General features: G+C 34.1%; 16 protein-coding genes. 8 read left to right on the forward strand and 8 right to left on the reverse strand.

From position 1 onward, the window contains the following. The first annotated feature begins 172 nt into the window (after positions 1-172). Both ACWGOQ_RS16740 and ACWGOQ_RS16745 read left to right on the forward strand, forming a co-directional pair. Positions 173-877: a FadR/GntR family transcriptional regulator gene (locus tag ACWGOQ_RS16740; protein WP_452059300.1), complete on the forward strand. Its 705-nt coding sequence runs from the start codon at positions 173-175 to the stop codon at positions 875-877. 350 nt (positions 878-1,227) lie between these two features. Then, entirely contained in the window at positions 1,228-2,346 is a 1,119-nt protein-coding gene (locus ACWGOQ_RS16745) for a GTP cyclohydrolase (protein ID WP_452059301.1), read from the forward strand. A gap of 56 nt (positions 2,347-2,402) precedes the next feature. On the opposite strand, the gene capB is transcribed toward ACWGOQ_RS16745, so the two are convergent. The 3 genes from capB to ACWGOQ_RS16760 form a co-directional block, all read right to left on the reverse strand. Next, positions 2,403-3,662 (reverse strand): cysteate-C-fatty acyltransferase, encoded by a 1,260-nt coding sequence (gene capB, locus ACWGOQ_RS16750; protein WP_452059302.1) that lies wholly within the window; start codon positions 3,660-3,662, stop codon positions 2,403-2,405. A 149-nt stretch (positions 3,663-3,811) separates the two neighbouring features. Then, positions 3,812-4,852 carry a cysteate synthase gene (gene capA, locus ACWGOQ_RS16755; RefSeq protein ID WP_452059303.1) on the reverse strand — a complete coding sequence of 347 codons (1,041 nt, stop codon included), beginning with the start codon at positions 4,850-4,852 and terminating at the stop codon, positions 3,812-3,814. 92 nt (positions 4,853-4,944) lie between these two features. Further along, positions 4,945-7,005 (reverse strand): S9 family peptidase, encoded by a 2,061-nt coding sequence (locus ACWGOQ_RS16760; protein WP_452059304.1) that lies wholly within the window; start codon positions 7,003-7,005, stop codon positions 4,945-4,947. Between the two features lie 147 nt (positions 7,006-7,152). On the opposite strand from ACWGOQ_RS16760, the gene ACWGOQ_RS16765 reads away from it, so the two are divergent. Together ACWGOQ_RS16765 and ACWGOQ_RS16770 are read left to right on the forward strand one after the other, a co-directional pair. Then, the gene (locus tag ACWGOQ_RS16765; protein WP_452059305.1) at positions 7,153-7,476 is read left to right on the forward strand and encodes a YbaB/EbfC family nucleoid-associated protein; all 324 of its coding nucleotides are present in this window, start codon (positions 7,153-7,155) and stop codon (positions 7,474-7,476) included. Positions 7,477-7,757: 281 nt separating this feature from the next. Further along, entirely contained in the window at positions 7,758-8,081 is a 324-nt protein-coding gene (locus ACWGOQ_RS16770) for a YegP family protein (RefSeq protein WP_452059306.1), read from the forward strand. A gap of 68 nt (positions 8,082-8,149) precedes the next feature. Here the strand turns inward: ACWGOQ_RS16770 and ACWGOQ_RS16775 are convergent, their stop codons facing one another. Both ACWGOQ_RS16775 and ACWGOQ_RS16780 read right to left on the reverse strand, forming a co-directional pair. Next, positions 8,150-9,163, reverse strand: coding sequence for a threonine aldolase family protein (locus ACWGOQ_RS16775; protein WP_452059307.1), 1,014 nt, complete (start codon positions 9,161-9,163; stop codon positions 8,150-8,152). Positions 9,164-9,218: 55 nt separating this feature from the next. Next, positions 9,219-11,630 carry a zinc-dependent metalloprotease gene (locus tag ACWGOQ_RS16780; RefSeq protein WP_452059308.1) on the reverse strand — a complete coding sequence of 804 codons (2,412 nt, stop codon included), beginning with the start codon at positions 11,628-11,630 and terminating at the stop codon, positions 9,219-9,221. Between the two features lie 108 nt (positions 11,631-11,738). On the opposite strand from ACWGOQ_RS16780, the gene prfB reads away from it, so the two are divergent. Both prfB and arsC read left to right on the forward strand, forming a co-directional pair. Continuing rightward, positions 11,739-12,840, forward strand: a protein-coding gene (prfB, locus tag ACWGOQ_RS16785) for a peptide chain release factor 2 (RefSeq protein ID WP_452059309.1) whose coding sequence is annotated in 2 segments (ribosomal slippage) — positions 11,739-11,801 and positions 11,803-12,840 — 1,101 coding nt in all. Because the reading frame shifts where the segments join, the coding sequence is not laid out codon by codon here. A gap of 9 nt (positions 12,841-12,849) precedes the next feature. Next, entirely contained in the window at positions 12,850-13,191 is a 342-nt protein-coding gene (gene arsC, locus ACWGOQ_RS16790) for an arsenate reductase (glutaredoxin) (protein ID WP_452059310.1), read from the forward strand. Between the two features lie 59 nt (positions 13,192-13,250). On the opposite strand, the gene ACWGOQ_RS16795 is transcribed toward arsC, so the two are convergent. Together ACWGOQ_RS16795 and ACWGOQ_RS16800 are read right to left on the reverse strand one after the other, a co-directional pair. Continuing rightward, positions 13,251-15,134: an immunoglobulin-like domain-containing protein gene (locus ACWGOQ_RS16795; protein WP_452059311.1), complete on the reverse strand. Its 1,884-nt coding sequence runs from the start codon at positions 15,132-15,134 to the stop codon at positions 13,251-13,253. Between the two features lie 54 nt (positions 15,135-15,188). Next, the gene (locus tag ACWGOQ_RS16800; protein WP_452059312.1) at positions 15,189-15,743 is read right to left on the reverse strand and encodes a conjugal transfer protein TraO; all 555 of its coding nucleotides are present in this window, start codon (positions 15,741-15,743) and stop codon (positions 15,189-15,191) included. Positions 15,744-16,031: 288 nt separating this feature from the next. Between ACWGOQ_RS16800 and ACWGOQ_RS16805 the strand changes: the two genes are divergently transcribed. Further along, complete coding sequence (locus ACWGOQ_RS16805; protein WP_452059313.1) at positions 16,032-18,536, forward strand: TonB-dependent receptor; 2,505 nt, start codon at positions 16,032-16,034, stop codon at positions 18,534-18,536. A gap of 110 nt (positions 18,537-18,646) precedes the next feature. Here the strand turns inward: ACWGOQ_RS16805 and ACWGOQ_RS16810 are convergent, their stop codons facing one another. Next, complete coding sequence (locus tag ACWGOQ_RS16810) at positions 18,647-18,823, reverse strand: hypothetical protein (RefSeq protein ID WP_162897257.1); 177 nt, start codon at positions 18,821-18,823, stop codon at positions 18,647-18,649. Between the two features lie 185 nt (positions 18,824-19,008). Between ACWGOQ_RS16810 and fumC the strand changes: the two genes are divergently transcribed. After that, a complete protein-coding gene (gene fumC, locus ACWGOQ_RS16815; protein WP_452059314.1) occupies positions 19,009-20,406 on the forward strand; it encodes a class II fumarate hydratase in 1,398 nt (465 codons plus the stop codon). Positions 20,407-20,450: the final 44 nt, after the last annotated feature.

Genomic DNA, 20,450 nt, shown 5'->3' on the forward strand with positions numbered 1-20,450 from the left:
TTAATATCCTTTTTTAGCCTATTAAACAATAGTATTCTATAGTCAATAATGATAATATCTAATAAAAAAAGTGATTTTTTAATATTTCTATCATTTTTTAACATTAAGAATGTGTAGGTTAAAATAATTCTCTTATATTTGGTCAACCAATTTGGTTGACCAATATATAATTATGAGAATTAACCCAGAAACCGACCCATTATCACCAAAAGATGAAGTAGAAAAGGTGATTTCTAAAATAAGAGATCTAATAATCAATAGACAACTCGAACCTGGAGATAAATTACCTTCTGAAAGAACATTGTCCGAAAAATTCGGTGCTAGTAGAAGTCAACTAAAGCTAGCAATTCAAAAATTGGAATTTTATGGCTTAGTTAAAAGATATCCTAAGAGTGGAACTTTCGTTTCCAAAATTGGTGTGGGCGCATTAAATTCTATGATGGCTAATATTTTGCAATTACAAATACCTGATTTCAAATCGTTAGTGGAGACAAGATTAATCCTAGAGGCCAAAGCGGTACGATTAGCAGCGATTCGAAGAACCAAGAAACAATTACACCAAATAGAAGAGGCTCACGAAGCATATATTGAAAAATCAATAAATGGAGAAAATGCTGTTGATGAAGATTTATTATTTCATCTTAAAGTGGTAGAAGCAAGTTGTAACAGTGTTATCAACTCACTAATGTTGACGATCACACCCGAAATCATCACAAATTTTGTAACGTATGAGGTTTGCGACCAAACAAACTTTTCCACTTTGATTCAGGAACACCAAAATATCATGAATGCTATAAAAAATAATGATCCTGATCAAGCAACAAAAAATTTAAAAATACATTTTAAAGACTTATATAGTTATTGTAATGCGACCTAAAAACTGGATCCGAACCAATGCTAATATTAAGTAAAAAATACAAACAAGACTTATTTCGCTTTAACACATTAGTTTGATCTGTTATTATATATCGAGCCTTTATTAAAATAATGTTATTATAAAATTCCTGGATACTAAAGTTGTGTGTGTGTAAAATGACAACTAGAATTGTTATTAGTTATGTATCCTTTACTCCATTGATCATTAGCTTGTCCAATGGAGTATTTTTTATTCAAAATTTATTTAACAGCAAAAAACCCATAAGTTATCGATTGATACGTAAATTGAAACATTTCAGTTCACATATTTGCCAAAAGGGTCATATATTTGTCACGAACTAGTGAAGCTGTATGATTACGATTAAAGAAATTACCTCTAAAGCAGATTTGACTACATTTGTTAAGTTTCCTTTTGAATTATATAAAGACTCTCCCTATTACGTTCCTTCTATTATTAAAGAAGAGTTAGATGTAATGAATCCTAAAAAAAATCCTGTTTTTAATAATGCGGTCGCCAAATATTTCCTGGCTTTTAAGAATGAAAAGATAGTAGGGCGAATAGCTGCAATTATTAATTGGATTGAAGTCAATGAACAAAAAAAGCTAAAAGTTCGTTTTGGATGGTTTGATGTCATTGATGATATCGATGTTACCAAAGCTTTATTAAAAACAGTCGCGGACTTTGGAAAACAACATTCTTTAGAATATATGGAAGGACCTGTAGGCTTTTCTAATATGGACAAAGCAGGGATTTTGATAAAGGGATTTGAAGAGCTCAATACGATGATTACCTGGTATAATTATCCATATTATCGAAAGCATATGGAACAGTTAGGTTTTGAAAATGCAGCTACCTGGGTAGAATATAAAATAAAAGTTCCGAAAGAAACCAGAAAGAAGGTTATAAAATTTGCCAGAATAATACAAGAGCGGTATCAACTTCAATTGCTTAAGTTTAAAAAAAGTAAAGAACTTTTGAAATATGTAGATGACATGTTTGACTTACTTAACAAAACTTACAGCAGCCTACAGACATTTGTACCCATACAGCAGTATCAAATTGAAATGTATAAGAAAAAATACTTGCCGTATTTAAATCCAGAATATATTACCTGCGTTGCTGATAACAAAGGAAAGTTAATTGCTTTTTCGATTGTTATGCCTTCATTCTCTAAAGCTTTGAAAAAAATGAACGGTAAAATATACCCACTAAAATTCCTACACATTCTTAAAGCACAAAGAAGAAATGACACTGCTGCGTTTTATCTTATCGGCATAGATCCAGAATACCAAAACAAAGGAGTTACTGCACTTATTTTCAAGGAAATGAATGAAACCTTTATTCGTAATGGTATAGAAACGGTAGAAACGAATCCAGAATTAGAGGAGAATAAAGCTATTCAGGCATTATGGAATGATTATGAGCACGAACAACACAAAAAACGTAGAACCTACAGAAAAAACATTTAAAAAAAATCCGCTAGCAGCGGATTTTTATGTTTTATATTTGAATTTGATGCTCTACTCTATTCACCCATTGCCTCTGCCAATGCAGCAGACACTCTTTTGTAGGTTCCATTTTCTAATGTTTCCCTAATTGCAGAGAAAGCATTTAATGTATCTTCGATGTCCTGCATCGTATGAGATGCTGTAGGGATTAATCTTAGCAAAATCATTCCTTTTGGAATTACAGGATATACAACAATGGAGCAAAATATCCCATGATTTTCTCTTAAATCCTTTACCAAAGCCATTGCTTCAGGTATACTTCCTTTTAAATAAACAGGTGTTACACAACTTTGGGTAGTTCCCAAATCAAAACCTCTAGCTCGTAAACCATTTTGTAATGCATTCACATTTTCCCATAGCTTTGCTTTCAATTCTGGCATGGTACGCAACATATCCAAACGTTTGAGAGCTCCAACTACTAACTGCATTTGTAATGATTTAGCAAACATCTGAGATCGCAAATTATATTTAAGAAAGTCTATAATTTCTTTATCAGCTGCTATAAACGCTCCTGTACTTGCCATTGATTTAGCAAAAGTAGCAAAATACACATCAATTTGATCCTGTACTCCTTGCTCTTCTCCGGTTCCAGCTCCAGTAGTTCCTAATGTTCCAAAACCATGTGCATCGTCAACAAATAGCCTAAAATTATACTTCTCTTTCAGGGCAACTATTTCCTTCAATTTCCCTTGTTCACCACGCATTCCAAAAACACCTTCAGAAATTAACAAAATTCCTCCTCCGGTTTTTTGAGCCATTTTTGTGGCTCTCATCAGGTTTTTCTCAATACTTTCAATATTGTTATGACGATACGTATATCGTTGTCCTTGGTGCAATCTAACTCCATCGATAATGCATGCGTGTGCATCCACATCATATACAATAATATCATCTTTACTTACCAAAGCATCAATAGTAGATACCATTCCCTGATATCCAAAATTTAATAAATAAGAAGCTTCTTTATGTACAAATTCTGCAAGCTCATTTTGTAATTGTTCATGCAAATCCGTATGTCCACTCATCATTCTGGCTCCCATAGGATATGCAGATCCGTAAGCAGCTGCAGCTTCTGCATCTACCTTGCGCACCTCGTTCATATTAGCTAGCCCCAAATAATCATTAATACTCCAGGTGACTACTTCTCTACCCTGAAACTTCATTCTATTTGATATTGGCCCTTCTAATTTTGGAAAAACAAAATATCCTTCTGCTTGGTCTGCCCATTTTCCTAGAGGTCCCTTGTCTTTATATATTTTATCAAATAAATCTCTCATCTACCGCAAATTTGATTTCTTTAAGTGTGCGAAAATACAGAAAATTGATGTGATAGCATAATATTATCCTAAATCACTACCATAAACTAATTTTTCACAAAAAAAGCACCTGTAAAATACCAGATGCTTATATTTTTTATATTATGAATTTACTTAATAAACTGAACTTTTGTAGCATCCTCTTCGTGTACACTATCAAAAAATCCTTGTTCCATCATCCACTCATCACTAAATACCTTACTCATATAACGAGATCCGTGATCGGGTAAAATAACCACTACATTACTGTTTTTGTCAAATTCACCCTGTTTAGCCAATTGTTTAACTCCCTGAATAGCAGCACCACTAGTATACCCAAGAAACATACCTTCACTCTTTACCAGTTCTCTTGCAGTATGAGCACTTTCTTCATCACTAACTTTTTCAAATTTATCGATCAGATCAAAGTTGGTAGCAGTAGGGATCAAATTTTTACCTAAACCTTCTATTCGATACGGATAGATTTCTTCCTCATCAAATTCTCTGGTTTCGTGATATTTTTTCAACACTGATCCATATGCATCAATTCCTAATACCCGAATATCGCTATTTTTTTCTTTTAAATATTTGGCTGTTCCTGAGATTGTACCTCCTGTACCACAACAGGCTACAAAATGAGTAATTTTACCATTTGTTTGGTTCCAAACTTCGGGTCCTGTAGATTTGTAATGTGCGTCAACATTTAACTCGTTAAAATATTGATTTATATAAACGGATCCTTTTATTTCTTCATGAAGCCTTTTTGCTACTTGATAGTAAGATCTTGGGTCATCAGCACTTACATGTGCTGGACACACATATACTTTTGCACCCATATTTTTTAGCATTGCTATCTTATCCTTAGAGGACTTGGAACTTACTGCTAGTATACAATCATATCCTTTAATTACACTTACCATTGCCAAACTGAATCCTGTGTTTCCACTAGTGGTCTCAATGATGGTGCTACCAGGTTTTAAAAAACCTTTTTTCTCAGCTTCCTCAATAATATAAAGTGCTATTCTATCTTTAGTAGAGTGTCCAGGATTAAAAGATTCTATTTTTGCATAGAAATTACCTGGGAAGCCTTTCATAATTTTGTTTAATTTTATAAGTGGTGTATCACCTATAAGCTCTAATACATTATTATAAGCCTGAATATCTTCTCTCATAAGGGTTGTGTTTAAACAAGTTTGAAGAACTAAAAAAAGGGGAGTCTGCAAACTGTTACAAAGACGCCACGAAGTTACGTTAATTTTTTTAATTAATTCTTGATCCCTTCCAAATCTAACAAAAAAGCATACTCTTCTGCTACCTCTTTTAGTGCCTCAAATCTTCCTGAAGCTCCTCCGTGACCAGCCTCCATGTTTGTGTGTAGTAATAATAGATTTGTATCGGTTTTTAATTCTCTTAATTTAGCTACCCATTTAGCTGGTTCCCAATATTGTACCTGAGAATCATGTAATCCTGTCGTAACTAACATATTAGGATACTCTTGAGCAACTACATTATCATAAGGTGAATATGTTTTCATATAATCATAATATTCTTTTTCATTGGGGTTACCCCATTCATCATACTCTCCAGTGGTTAATGGTATGCTATCATCTAACATGGTGCTAACTACATCTACAAATGGCACTGCGGCCACCACTCCGTTATATAGTGCTGGTTCCATATTTACAATAACTCCCATCAATAGTCCACCGGCAGAACCTCCCATTGCATATAGGTGATCTGTACTTGTATATCCATCTTCGATTAAAAACTTAGAGCAATCAATAAAGTCGGTAAATGTATTTTTCTTTTTAAAAAGCTTTCCTTCTTCATACCAAGAACGACCTAAGTACTCCCCGCCTCGAATATGCGCTATTGCATAGATAAATCCTCTGTCCAGCAAACTTAACCTTACTGTAGAAAAATAGGGATCTATAGTTGAACCATAAGATCCATAAGCATATTGCAAAAGTGGATTAGAATTATCTTTAACAATCCCTTTTTTATAGACTAATGATATAGGAACTTTTGTTCCATCATTTGCAGTAGCCCATACTCTTTCGGAAATGTAATTATTTTTGTCAAAATTACCTCCTAACACTTCTTGTTCTTTCTTTACTTCTTTTTCTTTCGTATCCATATTAAAATCGACAATAGAGTTCGGAGTAGTCAAAGAATTGTATGCATACCGTAAGGTTTTGGTATCAAAATCAACATTGGTGCTTACATATGAGGTGTATGTCTCATTGTCAAAAGGAAGATAGTAGTCTACAGTACCGTCCCATTTCTTTATATTTATTTTATTCAATCCGTTACTGCGTTCACTTATTACCAAATACTCCTTAAAAATATCAACGTCTTCTAATAATACATCTTTTCGATGAGGGATTAAATCCTTCCAGTTTTCCTTCAGTGTATTTTTTTCTGAAACCTTCATTAATTTAAAATTCGTTGCTCCATCTGCATTAGTAAGCACATAGAAGCTGTCCTCATAATGAGCTATTCCGTATTCCAAACCTCGGATCCTGGGTTGAAAAACAGTAAATACTCCTGTTGGGTTATCGGCTGGCAGAATATGATATTCAGAAGTCAGCGTACTGCTAGCACCAATTACGATATATTTTTTTGACTTTGTTTTGTAAACAAATGCATTATAAGTATCATCTTTTTCGTGATAAACCTCTATATCTTCTAAAGAATCTGAACCGAGATGATGTCTAAAAACCTTGAAGGACCTCAATGTATCATCATCTTTCTTTGTATAAAATAATGTCTTACTATCAGCAGCCCAAGTACTTCCACCGGTTGTAGTTTCAATTATTTCAGGATATATTTCACCTGTTATCAGGTTTTTGATTCGTATCGTATATTTTCTTCTACTTAAAGTGTCAATTCCATATGCAATTAACGTATTATCAGGACTTATATTTAATCCAACCATTTTAAAATAAGCGTGCCCTTCTGCTTCTTTATTACAATCAAATAATATTTCTTCTGGGGCATCAAGATGCTCTTTTTTTCTAGAGTATATGGGATAGTCCCTGCCAGTTTCATATCTAGTTATGTACCAATATCCATTGAGTTTATAAGGTACAGATGCGTCATCTTCTTTGATCCGGCTTTTCATTTCTTCAAAAAGACTTTTCTGAAAATCTTTAGTATGCCCCATCATTCTGTCATTATAATCATTCTCTAGTTTTAAGTAGTCGATCACCGCGGGGTTATCTTTATCATTGAGCCAAAAATAATTGTCAATACGAATATCTCCGTGTTTTTCTAAAGGTGTTGCTTTTTTTGCGGCAAATGGGTTTTGAACTTTTGTCTCCAATATTCTTTCTTTATTATGATTAAAGCCAATTGCAAAAGTAAGAGTTCGCAATTACATTACTCAATGACTTTTCACATTATTCTCTTAGTTTATTAACACGTAAAATACTAATTTTGTTCTTAATAAATAATTTTAAAAAAAAGATCAATGTTTGGAGATATGATGGGAATGATGGGTAAACTAAAAGAAACCCAGAAAAAAGTAGAAGAAACTAAAAAAAGATTAGATACTGTTTTGGTAGATGAAAGTAGTTCTGATAATCTTCTTTCTGTAACAATTACGGCCAATCGTGACATTAAAAGTATATCTGTTGCTGATGAATTACTCAATGATAAAGAGCAGTTAGAAGATTATCTTGTTCTTACACTTAACAAGGCCATTAAAAAAGCAACAGCTGTCAATGAAGCTGAACTTGCTGCGGTGGCTAAGGAAGGAATGCCTAACATCCCGGGATTAGACTTATTCAAATAAAATCAGTAATCATCTTATTTTTGAAAAAGGTGGCGTTCCCTTGTTTTTATACAGGATAATATTAAAATACTGGTTTTAAGTTACAATCAGAATAAATAGTTATGTAGATAAAAAAGAATAACTAAGAGCAACATTTCAAAAAAGTGGCATATTTTGGTGTATTTTATTTTTATTTGATACATGACTTAAAAATCCAGCTTTGCCTTTTTTAATATTTTTCTTTCTCCTTATTATTCTATATTTTTATCGAAATCATTCTAAAATTATTTAAAATCGACAATATGTTTGAACTCAAAAATAAGGAGGGATCCGATAATTATCATTTCACATTAAAAGCAAAAAATGGACAGGTGATTCTAAGCAGTGAAGTATATAATAGTAAAGCTGCAGCTATCAATGGAATTGCATCTGTCCAAAAAAATGCTGTTGAAGATGGAAGGTATGAAAGAAAAACTGCTAAGGACGGAAAATTCTTTTTTAATCTGAAAGCAACTAACGGTCAGGTAATAGGTAGTAGTCAGATGTACTCTTCTGAATCTGGAATGGAAAACGGAATTAATTCTGTTAAGGAAAATGCTCCAGAAGCAGATACAAAAGAAGCTTAAGTTTACTAAGTATTAAATTTATAATTTTCAATAAAGCTGTTCATCTTACCTAAGCAGCTTTATTTTTTTTAGAGCCCTTGCAATAGTGTTAAAAAATACTCGTGCATTTCTTGTGTGTAATCCAAATGTGTTACAAACCTTAGCTTTCCTTGCCCCATACTATAAAAATGAATGTTTTTATTTGCCATTCCAGAAATAAATTCTTCTTCATCTCTATCAATAGTAAAAATCACAATATTTGTATCTATCGGTTCCACATTAGATACAAAGGATAATTTTTGTAAAACCATTCCTATTTCTTTTGCTTTTTTATGGTCATCCACTAAGCGATCAATGTTATTCTCTACGGCATATAACCCAGCAGCAGCCATATACCCTATTTGTCGCATTCCACCACCCAATACTTTACGAACTCTAATGGCATTTTGCATGATGTTATGATCACCAACTAATACTGAACCCATAGGAGATCCTAATCCTTTACTCAAACATACAGAAATGGTATCAAACACCTTTCCGTATTGTGCAGGTTTTTCTTTTTTTGCAATTAAAGCATTCCATAAGCGGGCGCCATCTAAATGATATCCTAAATCATGGTCTTTACAAATCTGCTTGATTTTTACAATCTCTTCAAAATCATAGCACGCTCCTCCACCTTTATTTGTAGTATTCTCTATGCATACCAAACTCGTCAATGGACTATGATAAAAATCAGGCGGATTGATAGCAGCCAATACCTGATCTGCAGTTATCATACCTCTATCCCCTTCTGTCAACTTACACGAAACTCCGCTATTAAAAGAAACACCTCCTCCTTCATAATTGTATACATGAGCATATTTGTCAGCAATTAATTGCTCTCCTGGTTGGGTATGTAATTTAATAGCTGCTTGATTCGCCATACTCCCAGATGGAAAAAACAAAGCGCTGTCTTTCCCAAACATACTTGCGATTTTTTCTTCTAAAGCATTAACAGTTGGATCTTCTTTATATACATCATCCCCTACTGTAGCGTTCATCATAGCATCGAGCATTTCTGAAGTAGGTTTAGTGACCGTATCACTCCTAAGATCTATAATCATTTATTATGTAGTTAAAATAGTTGTTATTTGATAGTACCAGCTCCGAAATAAGTTTTTAGAATCCGCATCTAAAACTTCCAATGGGAGAGCCATCCGGGATTTTTGGTGAAGGTATCAGCTTAAAATCTTCTGGCTTTTTCATAAAATCCTGAATTTGTTTTATGTAGTAATCATTGTACGCCTTATATATACCTTTTTGTTTCTCAGAATTTAGCAGTAATTTTATTTGGTTTAAAGAATTATATGCCAGAGCTTGCACCTGTGTATAAGTATTCCTATTATTAGCCAAATTCATCAGGTGCTTTAGCGCATTACTCTTTACCGTTTGCTGAATTTCATTATGGTAGTTGTTCTTTGTTTTCGTTTCAAAAACAATGTTGATTAACGCTTCCAAAACCTCAGCAGCTCCCAATTGTGAAGAATTCAAACTTTTTTGTTGAATCAAACGTGAAAACCTTTCTGGATGAAGCAAAAGAGATAAACTCATATCACTAGCGGTTGAAGCAACACTGATTGCATCAAATGTTACGCCTGTTTTACTTTTAAAAGATTCTCTCGTACGTCCATACCCAAAAGCTCTTGGAGGAAACATTTTTAGCTTATCCTCGGGAATTGCTAGAATTTCTGGGGATAACGTTCGTAATACTTCATTCAGCGCTTCTCTTTGCTCTTTCTCTGAAATAGCTTCTACAACAGTCTGTCCATCACCTTTGGTTGCATAGTTATAATTGAGTCCTGCTATCAATTTTACTGCTGCTTCAGTCTGATATCTGTGAAAAAAGTATAACGGAACAAATACATCTTCTAAGACTGAAAATGGTTCACCTTTTCGAATATTATCTTTAGAGAAATTATGAATTGCTGTTTCGCGGATTGCGAGTACATTTTTTAATTCTTCAGAAGCACTTTTTCCATTATCCCATAAGTGAGCCAAACCATGAGCTCCTCCCCGAGCTCGCGCATCACTATCGGATATAAAACGTAATCCTGAGGCATATGCATTATTTAAAATAGTATCCAACTGCTTATTTTCATCAACTTCTTCTCCAAATTCTGAATAACTATATGCTACTGTAACTTTATCCCAGACACCAATTTTGGTGTCATAAGCATTCATAAAGCTTATCTCTCCATCCTCTAAGCCTATCGATGGATGCGGATAATCCATAACCGACGCTCTATTATTGGTACTAGCTGCAAAATTATGTGCAAATCCTATCGTATGTCCCACTTCGTGGGCAGACAACTGACGGATTCTAGCTAATGCCATTTCCAACATAGGTTGATAATTAGTGTCACTATTAGCAAAAGGTTTGTTGGATAATGCTTGTGCAATAAGAAAATCCTGACGGATTCTTAAACTACCCAAGCTAACATGACCTTTTAAAATTTCTCCGGTTCTCGGATCTACAACGCTCGCACCGTAACTCCATCCTCTTGTGGAACGGTGTACCCATTGTATGACATTGTATCGCAAATCCATGGGATCCGCATCTTCAGGAAGCATTTTTACCTGAAAAGCATTTTTAAATCCAATAGCTTCATAAGCCTGGTTCCACCACCTAGCTCCATCCAACAGTGCTGATCTTACAGGCTCTGGAGCACCGGGATCTAAATAATATACAATAGGCTCTTTTGCCTCACTCACGGGTAATGATGGATTTTTCTTTTCTAATCGATGTCTTTTGATAAATCGCTTTACAATTGGCTCTTGTACTGGAGTTGCATAATCTAAGTACGAAATTGACAATGCTCCGCTTCTGGGGTCAAACACTCTTTTTTTATAATTATCATCTGGTAATTCGACAAAAGAATGATGTTGTGTAACCGTAATCAACTTAGAGTCTGGTGCTACGGACCATAGGTTACCTCGTTCTGGAGATCCCTTATAAGTTGTTAATGCCTCAAATTCAACATTTTTTGGAAATGCTTTTGTTCTTGCAAGGCTTAAGGCACTTTTAGTTTTATCAATACTATAACTACCTTCTTTCTGACGTTTTAATCTATTAATGACACCGTGCGTATCCTGTAACAAAAAGGGCGTCAGGTCAATAATATACGTACTGTCTTTTTTTTCTTTTATAGGAAATCCAAACAAAACCGACTTCGCGAATGCCTGTTCAACACTTATCTTCTCCGATTTGTTTTCTGTTACTGCCCTATATCGCTGATTAGGCTGAACCAGCAATAATTTATTTCCAGCTTTCTGAAACTTTACTACTACTCCATCTCCGATCTGTCCCCTATCCAAGCCTATATCATTAGATCCTAACCCTGTAGCTAAAGAGTGAACGTATAAAAACTCTTTATTTAGTGTATCAACTTCTAAATATAACTCATCTTTATCTTCATTGTAGTAAAAATTGAAATACCCTTTATAAGATTCTAAATCCTTTTGTTTGTCTAAAAACTGAGCGGATAGCAATTGGCTAACAACTAAAAAGAAGAAAATACTATATAATTTCATCGTAGCGTGATATATATGTTCTGAAAAATCGTTAAATCTATAAAATAATAGTAAAATTATTTCCTACTGAACTGTTAAATCCTATTTTTGTCAAAAAATATATCAATTATGATCAATACTGAGACTATACTAGATCTTAGGGAGCGCCTGGTTGCGTTAAGGAGGTATCTTTGACATTGATGCCAAACTTATCGAAATAGCAAACGAAGAAGAAAAAACATACGCCCCTGATTTCTGGGATGATGCACAAGAAGCCGAAAAAATAATGCGCGCTTTAAATGCTGAAAAAAAATGGGTTTCTGAATACGAAACAAGCGTGACTCTGGTTGATGATCTTGAAATTATTTATGAATTTTTCAAAGAGGGAGATGCAACAGAAATTGAAGTGGGAGAACGTTATTCTAAAGCCATAGAGCTTATCGAAAGCCTGGAATTTAGAAACATGTTAAGCGAAGAAGGTGATGCCATGAGCGCTGTTCTTCAGATTACCGCAGGTGCCGGAGGTACGGAAAGTTGTGATTGGGCTAGTATGCTCATGCGAATGTATCTAATGTGGGCAGAAAAACAAGGTTTTAAAGTAAAAGAACTAAACTTTCAGGAAGGTGATGTCGCAGGTATAAAAACAGTTACACTAGAAATAGAAGGGGACTATGCCTTTGGATGGCTTAAAGGTGAGAATGGCGTGCATAGATTGGTTCGTATTTCTCCTTTTGACAGCAATGCAAAAAGACATACATCTTTTGCTTCTGTATACGTTTATCCTCTAGCCGATGATAGTATCGAAATAGAAATAAATCCATCTGATTACGAGATCATTACTTCCAGATCAAGTGGTGCCGGTGGACAAAATGTAAACAAAGTAGAAACCAAAGTTCAACTTACCCACTTTCCTACCGGAATTCAAATATCCTGTTCTGATTCCAGGTCGCAACACGACAACCGGGACAAAGCTTTACAAATGCTAAAATCACAGCTTTTTGAACTGGAACTAAAAAAACAACAAGCACAAAGAGATGAGATCGAAGCTTCTAAAATGAAAATAGAATGGGGATCACAAATCCGTAATTATGTAATGCATCCTTATAAGCTGGTAAAAGATGTAAGAACAGCAGAAGAAACAGGAAATGTAGATGCAGTTATGGATGGAAATATAGATGCTTTTTTAAAAGCATTTCTGATGATGATGGGACAAAAAAATGAAGAGTACTAATCAAACTATATGACAACAATATATCATAACCCTAGATGCAGCAAATCCAGACAATGCTTAGCAATTCTTGAAGATAAGAAGGAAGATCTGGAAATCGTTAAATATTTAGAGACTCCTTTTACCGAAGAAAAGCTGGCTAAAATTATTCAAGTTTTAGGAATAAAACCAATTGATTTAGTCAGAAAGAATGAAGCCATCTGGAAACAAAAATTTAAAGGTAAAGAATTAACGGATAAAGAGTTGATAAAAGTGATGTGTGAGCATCCTAAACTTATCGAAAGACCTATTGTTCTAAAAAATAGTAAAGCTATTATAGGACGACCTCCTGAAAAAGTTGTTGATATATTATAAAAAAAGTAAAGTTTGAAAAAATCAAACTTTACTTTTTTTATAAATGTGGTTCAAATTTTTTATGGACAACCTTCAGTTTGTGGATCAATACAGTTGCAGATTGGAAATGGCTCACAAGCAACTTCTCCCGGCGGACAATCGCAATTTTCAGTTAACTGAACCACATTAACAATTCTCACCACTTCGATTGCCTCATTTCCTGCATTATCTTGTACATTGTATCTAACTTGGTACGTTCCAATTACATTTACATTTACATTAGAGCTGGTTTGTATATTTGAAGTAATGTCACCATCCACGTTATCAAAAGCTGTTGCACCTTGATCCATATATGTGTTATTTAACAGTGATATCACAGGGGTCGTACCATTTAAAGTGATCACGGGCGGTGTAGTGTCTGGATTAACTACCGTAACTACTCTCACAACTTCTATTGCTTGATTTCCTGAAGAATCTGTGACATTATAGGTAACCTGATAACTGCCGGAAACCTGAGTATTTACATTAGATGTAACGACGATATCAGAAGAAATATTTCCATCATAATTATCCTGAGCTGTCGCTCCTTGATCTATATATGTATCACCAATATCTAGAGTAATTAAACCATTTCCTATCAATGTGATTACTGGTATTAAATTATCTTCTACAACGATCGTTTTCAATTCTTCTTCTGCAACATTTCCGGAAGAATCCGTTACATTATAAGTTCTTATAAACGACCCTAAAATATCTGTATCTACAAAATCACCACCAAAAACTATCTGATCTGTTAGATCCCCATCCACATTATCCGATGCTGAAGCAGTCTCTACATAAGAATCAAAAACATCTATAAAATGTATTTCAGGACCATTAAGGTTTATAACAGGTGCTTCGGTGTCAGGGGCAATAAGTTCCAAAGTAATGTTTGCTGTTTTCGTAACAGGTATCGTGTTTGCGTTAGTTACCTCAAACCTAAGTTCATTAGTCCCGCTAACACTTCCTGAATATACTCCGGTTGTCACTCCAACTTCCAAAGGAATTTCGCTATCCTCTATATAAGTTACCCCATTATACTCGATAGTACCCGGTTTATTTGCGGTAAATAGCATGGTATAATTAGAACTACCAACGGTTTCTTCTAAAGTAAACGTAATTTCTACAGCTGAATTGGTTAAAACCTCAGACACTTCTGTAGTAGCAGAAAATGTAAAATCAGGTGTTTCAGTAACTTCGATAAGAATTATTTTTTCTTTGGTTATTCCTAAACTACTGGTTGCTCTAAATATAACCTCAACAGTCCCAACCGTAACTCCTTCGAAATTCCATATAGTATCACCCGCAGGAACTTCTACTGTGGTATTAGGTTCTATCAGGTCATCTTCAATTTTTATGTTTCCTACCCCTATGATGTCTGTATCAGGAGAACCAAATTCATATGCTACAGTATATGTGGCCGTATTTATTTCAGAAATACTCAGGTTTAAATCAATTTCTCCATCAACATAGGTGTTTTCTGGTGATGGAATCACATCAAAACTAAAATCTGTATCCTTTACATTATATGTTAGTACAAACTCTTCTTCTCGATTAGATTGATCTTTTATTGTAATTGTTACTTTATTAGTACCAACCACTGTTCCTAAGTATTCTATAGTATACTCCGGTCCTTCGGGTAACTCAACAAATTCATTTTCAACAATGGCCACATTATTTACAGAATATGATCCCGCCCCTTCTGTAACATTATACTTTATTTGATAATCACCCTCGTTAATTTCAGTTCCTCCTATGATGGTAAACTGAGATTCTTCCCTTGTATTTACAAATGTTTCTAAAGTAGTCTCGTTAAATTCAACTTTAAAAAACACTACTAAATCATCAGTAATTTCTTTTGTACACGCTATACCAATACATAATAGAATGATACCTGATACGATATATTTATAAATTTTTTTCATCCTTTAAATTTCATTATTTTAATAATTCTTCTATGAAATACTTGGTTATAAGAACTATTTTAATATTAATTTGACACCTAATCCAAAATATGGTGTAAATTCTCCGATCTCACTATTAAAATGATACACCTCCTGGGCTTTTATATTTATGGCAACTGTGGGTATTAAAAATATATCTGCATCCAATCCAGCATAAGCGCCAAAAACTACAGTATTGGTTTCAACATCCAACACCTGATTATTTTCTAGCACCTCATTTCCATTGTTTATAATCTCATAACCCGCAGTTCCACCAGCACCCAAAGCTAGTGCAAAAGTTCTTTTGTTGTTCCTAAGAACATCAAAGAAAAAACCTGCATTAAAAGCATAAAGATCTACAGGTATTTTAATATTCTGATATTCCAATTTAGTAAAATTACTCTGAACATTAAATTGTAGGTAATCAAACTCGTTCACTTTATAATCTAATGTAATTAAACCTCCAAAGCCTTCATCCACATAACCTCCTGTTAATGAAAGGGCTATCTTATGGCTTTGGGAATAGATCGAAATTGAAGAAAAAAGAACAAATACGACTACTAATATTTTATTAATTAGAAGTTTTTCCATAAATTTTATTTTATGATTTGTGATACTATTTACTTTTTACGTTTTTATCTATAAAAACAGCTGCAAAACTAAAAAACCGAAACGTATTTCACATCATAAATATTGTTCTTTAATGTAACTAAATTCCTTCAAGTCTTAAAGAAGTATTATGATGATAGCCACTCTGTTAATTAAACGTGAAGATATTAATACGTAAACAACTGTTTTAAAGACGGATACAATATTTAACACCTCTTTAACCTCGATGCAAAAGCCCTAATCCTATTTTTGGGAAACCAAAAAAACGACATGAAAAAAATTACATTACTGCTATTAATTATTTTTATTGGATTTTCTTCAAATGCGCAACAAGACGAAGTTAATATAACCGGAAAAATAATAGATAAGCAGACAAAAGAACCTTTGGAATACGCGACGATTTCCTTTCTAAATCGTGAGGAAAACAAAATAGTAACCGGAGGAATCAGCAACATTAAAGGAAATTTTAAAATTAAAGTCCCTCCAGGGATTTATGACGTTTCAATTGAATTTATTTCCTTTAAAACAGAAAAAATTCTCAGACAAAATCTTTTTAAGAACACCAACCTTGGTACTATTCCGTTGGGGTTAGATATGCAATCGCTTGATGATGTAGTGATCATTGCAGAGACCACTACTGTAGATGTTAGATTAGATAAGAAAATTTACAATATAGGAAAAGATTTAACCACTAGTGGCGGTACAGTCAGTGACGCTCTAAACAATGTTCCTTCGGTTTCTGTTGATATAGAAGGGGGTATCAGTTTACGAGGTAATGAAAACGTACGAATTTTAATCAATGGTAGGCCTTCTGCTTTGGCCGGTTTTGGGTCCACAGATGTATTAGGCCAGTTACCCGCAGAGGCAATTGAACGAGTAGAAGTAATTACTTCTCCTTCTGCCCGGTATGATGCCGAAGGTACTGCCGGAATTTTAAACATCATTCTAAGGAAAGAGAAAACACTTGGTTTTAACGGTTCTATTGCAGTTAACACTGGCTATCCAATCAGTTCAAATATTACTTCTAATATAAATTTACGAACAGATAAATACAATATTTTTAATACGATAGGGTATCGATATAGAGAAAGTCCTGGAAATGGTTTCTTTGATACAAGGTATTTTGATGTACGTGAGGACGCTTTTCTTGATAACATCCCTTATGATCAAAACATAGAAAGCCGTGAGTATGATCGACAAGATAAAGGTTTTAATACCAATTTAGGTATGGAGGTTTATCTCACAGAAAAGTCTTCTATTACCGGATCCATTTTCTATAGAACGGGAAAAGACGAAGATTTGACCACTAATGAAAATGATTATATCTTAAACACAAATCCGCAAGTAGGTACGATTAGGAATGAATTGGAAACTGAAAAAGATGAAAGCTACCAATTTGCCCTGAACTACATCAATAAATTTAATGACTCAGGTCATAAATTAACTGCCGATTTTCAATATGATGTAGACGATGAGGAACAAGAGGCTTTTATTTCAGAACCGTTAAGGTATGATAATACAGGAAGTGCACAAATTGAAATTCCTAGTGAAGAAACCAATACTACCGAAAAACAAAAAGAGTACCTTATACAGGCGGATTATGTGTTACCAATAGGAAAAGAATCTCAGTTTGAGGCTGGATACAGAGGGAATTTTGAAAACGAAGTCACGGACTATGAACTTTTACAAGAAAACGATCAAGGAGAATTAGTCGTTAACGAAAATCAAACGAATATATTTGACTATACCGAAAATGTTCAAGCATTATATACCCAATACGGAACAAAGTTTGGAGACTTTAGTTTTTTACTTGGTCTTCGACTTGAAAACACTAATCTAAAAGGAGAAATCACGTCTTTATTGACCGAAGAAGAATTGCAAGAAGAATTTTCTTTTCCAATCGATACGGATTTCGATAATAATTATTTGGGTTTATTTCCTACGATAAATTTAATTTATGAGCTAGGAGAAGAAGAAAATATCACCTTGGGCTATAATCGAAGAATAAATCGTCCAAGAGGTTGGTTCATAAACCCATTTCCTTCCAGAAGTAGTAGAACTAATATTTTTCAGGGAAATCCAAATTTGAGACCAGCTTACTCTAATGCTTTTGATCTGGGTTATTTAAAAAAATGGAAAAAAATTACACTGACTGCTTCAGTATATTACCAAAGAGAAACGGATGCTTTTCAAAGAGTTAGAGAAGAAGTTACCATAACAGGACCTAATAATTCTGAAGTAGATGTTATAAGAAGTATTCCTTTTAATCTTGCTACTAATGAAAGAAGCGGAGCCGAGCTTGGATTCTTATATAACCCAGTTAAATGGTTTCGTTTAAACGGAAGTGTTAATTTTTTTCAGTTTAAATTAGATGGATCATTTAATGGCCAGGATTATGGTCAGGAAAATAGCAGTTGGTTTGCAAGGATAAGTTCTAAAATTTCTTTACCTGGCAAAGTCGATTGGCAGACCAATGCATTTTATCGTGGAGCCTCTGATGAACTTCAAGGAAGACAAGATGGTATTTTATCTATCAATTTAGCATTTAGTAAAGATGTGCTCAAAGATAAAGGAACCATATCCTTTAATGTAAGCGATTTGCTGAATTCCAGAAAACGTAACAGTTTTACAACAACTGACTTTTTTGAACAAAATAGTGAATTTCAATGGAGGCAACGTAGTTTTAATCTTGGATTTACCTACAGGTTTAATCAAAAAAAGAAACGTGGTCGTCCACAAAGAGACTATGGTGGAGACGAGGATTTTGAAGGATAGATTAATTTTTGATAGTACCAAAACTCTTAAAACACACATATTATAAATCAAATAAAGGGAAATCTAAAAAATAGATTTCCCTTTATTTGTTATAGTACTAATACTATTATTTATGCTTCTTCCCTAGCCTTTCGTTTCGCTTCTTGCTTTAACTTAAAGTTTTCAATCGTAGCACCAAAAATCCAATATGGCACTACAAAAGTTAACAAAAAAATCATTAACCAGAATCCAATAGTAAGGATTGTTAGAAAAGCTAAAAAACCAAGGTATTGATCAAATTCGAACATAATAGTAATCTAATTTCAATTTTTGCCAAATATACTAACTCTTCCCTTTATCTCATAGTTTAAATATAATTTATTTTTAATAGCTAAATTTTAAAAATAAACTGCCTTTTAAAAAGTACATTCTTTATAAAGAAATAGCTCTACAAATTCTTAAATTTGCCTTCTAAAAACAAATCATCATCACTATGGAATATAGAATAGAAAAAGATACCATGGGCGAAGTAAAAGTCCCTGCCGATAAACTTTGGGGGGCTCAAACAGAGCGCTCCAGGAACAACTTTAAAATTGGCACACCGGCTTCCATGCCTTTAGAAATAATATATGGTTTTGCATATCTTAAAAAGGCAGCCGCCTTTACCAACTGCGAACTAGGAGTTCTCCCAATAGAAAAGAGAGATCTTATCGCACAAGTTTGTGATGAAATTTTAGACGGTAAACACGATGATCAATTTCCGCTGGTGATCTGGCAAACAGGATCTGGTACGCAAAGTAATATGAACGTAAATGAAGTTATTGCAAATCGTGCCCATCAATTAGCTGGAAAAACAATCGGAGAAGGTGAAAAAACTATTCAGCCAAACGACGATGTAAACAAATCACAATCGTCTAATGATACGTTTCCGACGGGGATGCATATAGCAGCCTATAAAAAAATAATAGAAGTGACGATTCCTGGGATTATCCAGCTTAGAGATACGCTTAAAAAGAAATCTGAAACTTTTAAAAACGTTGTAAAAATTGGTCGTACCCATTTTATGGATGCTACACCACTTACCATAGGACAAGAGTTGTCTGGTTATGTTTCACAGCTGAATCACGGTCTCAGAGCTTTAGAAAACACCTTACCCCATATGGCTGAACTTGCATTAGGAGGAACTGCAGTAGGAACAGGTTTAAACACACCTAAAGGGTATGCCAAAAGAGTCTCAGAATTTATTGCGCAGTTTACCAGCTTGCCTTTTATTACGGCAGAGAATAAATTTGAAGCGTTGGCTGCTCATGACGCTTTTGTAGAAACACACGGAGCTCTAAAACAAATTGCCGTATCCCTAAACAAAATAGGAAACGACATCCGAATGTTGGCCTCCGGTCCAAGAAGTGGAATTGGAGAGTTAATTATTCCTGCCAATGAGCCCGGAAGTTCGATCATGCCTGGTAAAGTAAATCCAACTCAATGTGAAGCGCTAACCATGGTTTGTGCACAAGTAATGGGTAACGATGTTGCGATCAATATAGGTGGAATGCAAGGACATTTTGAACTAAATGTTTTTAAACCTGTTATGGCGTCAAACCTATTACAGAGCGCTCAATTAATAGGTGATTCTTGCATCTCTTTTGACGTACACTGTGCACAGGGAATAGAACCTAATCAAGCAAGAATAACTGAATTATTAAACAATTCATTAATGCTAGTTACTGCCCTTAATACAAAAATTGGATATTACAAAGCTGCCGAAATAGCAAATACAGCACACAAAAATGGAACTACGCTAAAACAAGAAGCAGTAGCATTAGGATATGTAACAGAAGAAGAATTTGATCAGTGGGTAAAACCAGAAGATATGGTTGGAGCTCTTAAATAACACTAAAACAATTTTTTAAAACTAAAAGCCAGATAAAAAAGATA

It is taken from the genome of Aquimarina ulvae (assembly GCF_053613295.3).

Excerpts from the sequence above, each read along its gene's own strand:
- ACWGOQ_RS16745 (WP_452059301.1), top strand. The coding sequence starts at position 1,228 with ATGATTACGATTAAAGAAATTACCTCTAAAGCAGATTTGACTACATTT.
- ACWGOQ_RS16805 (WP_452059313.1), top strand. The coding sequence starts at position 16,032 with ATGAAAAAAATTACATTACTGCTATTAATTATTTTTATTGGATTTTCT.
- capA (WP_452059303.1), bottom strand. The coding sequence starts at position 4,852 with ATGAGAGAAGATATTCAGGCTTATAATAATGTATTAGAGCTTATAGGT.
- ACWGOQ_RS16780 (WP_452059308.1), bottom strand. The coding sequence starts at position 11,630 with ATGAAATTATATAGTATTTTCTTCTTTTTAGTTGTTAGCCAATTGCTA.
- ACWGOQ_RS16800 (WP_452059312.1), bottom strand. The coding sequence starts at position 15,743 with ATGGAAAAACTTCTAATTAATAAAATATTAGTAGTCGTATTTGTTCTT.
- ACWGOQ_RS16775 (WP_452059307.1), bottom strand. The coding sequence starts at position 9,163 with ATGATTATAGATCTTAGGAGTGATACGGTCACTAAACCTACTTCAGAA.
- ACWGOQ_RS16770 (WP_452059306.1), top strand. The coding sequence starts at position 7,758 with ATGTTTGAACTCAAAAATAAGGAGGGATCCGATAATTATCATTTCACA.
- ACWGOQ_RS16795 (WP_452059311.1), bottom strand. The coding sequence starts at position 15,134 with ATGAAAAAAATTTATAAATATATCGTATCAGGTATCATTCTATTATGT.
- ACWGOQ_RS16765 (WP_452059305.1), top strand. The coding sequence starts at position 7,153 with ATGTTTGGAGATATGATGGGAATGATGGGTAAACTAAAAGAAACCCAG.
- ACWGOQ_RS16740 (WP_452059300.1), top strand. The coding sequence starts at position 173 with ATGAGAATTAACCCAGAAACCGACCCATTATCACCAAAAGATGAAGTA.
- ACWGOQ_RS16810 (WP_162897257.1), bottom strand. The coding sequence starts at position 18,823 with ATGTTCGAATTTGATCAATACCTTGGTTTTTTAGCTTTTCTAACAATC.
- capB (WP_452059302.1), bottom strand. The coding sequence starts at position 3,662 with ATGAGAGATTTATTTGATAAAATATATAAAGACAAGGGACCTCTAGGA.
- fumC (WP_452059314.1), top strand. The coding sequence starts at position 19,009 with ATGGAATATAGAATAGAAAAAGATACCATGGGCGAAGTAAAAGTCCCT.
- arsC (WP_452059310.1), top strand. The coding sequence starts at position 12,850 with ATGACAACAATATATCATAACCCTAGATGCAGCAAATCCAGACAATGC.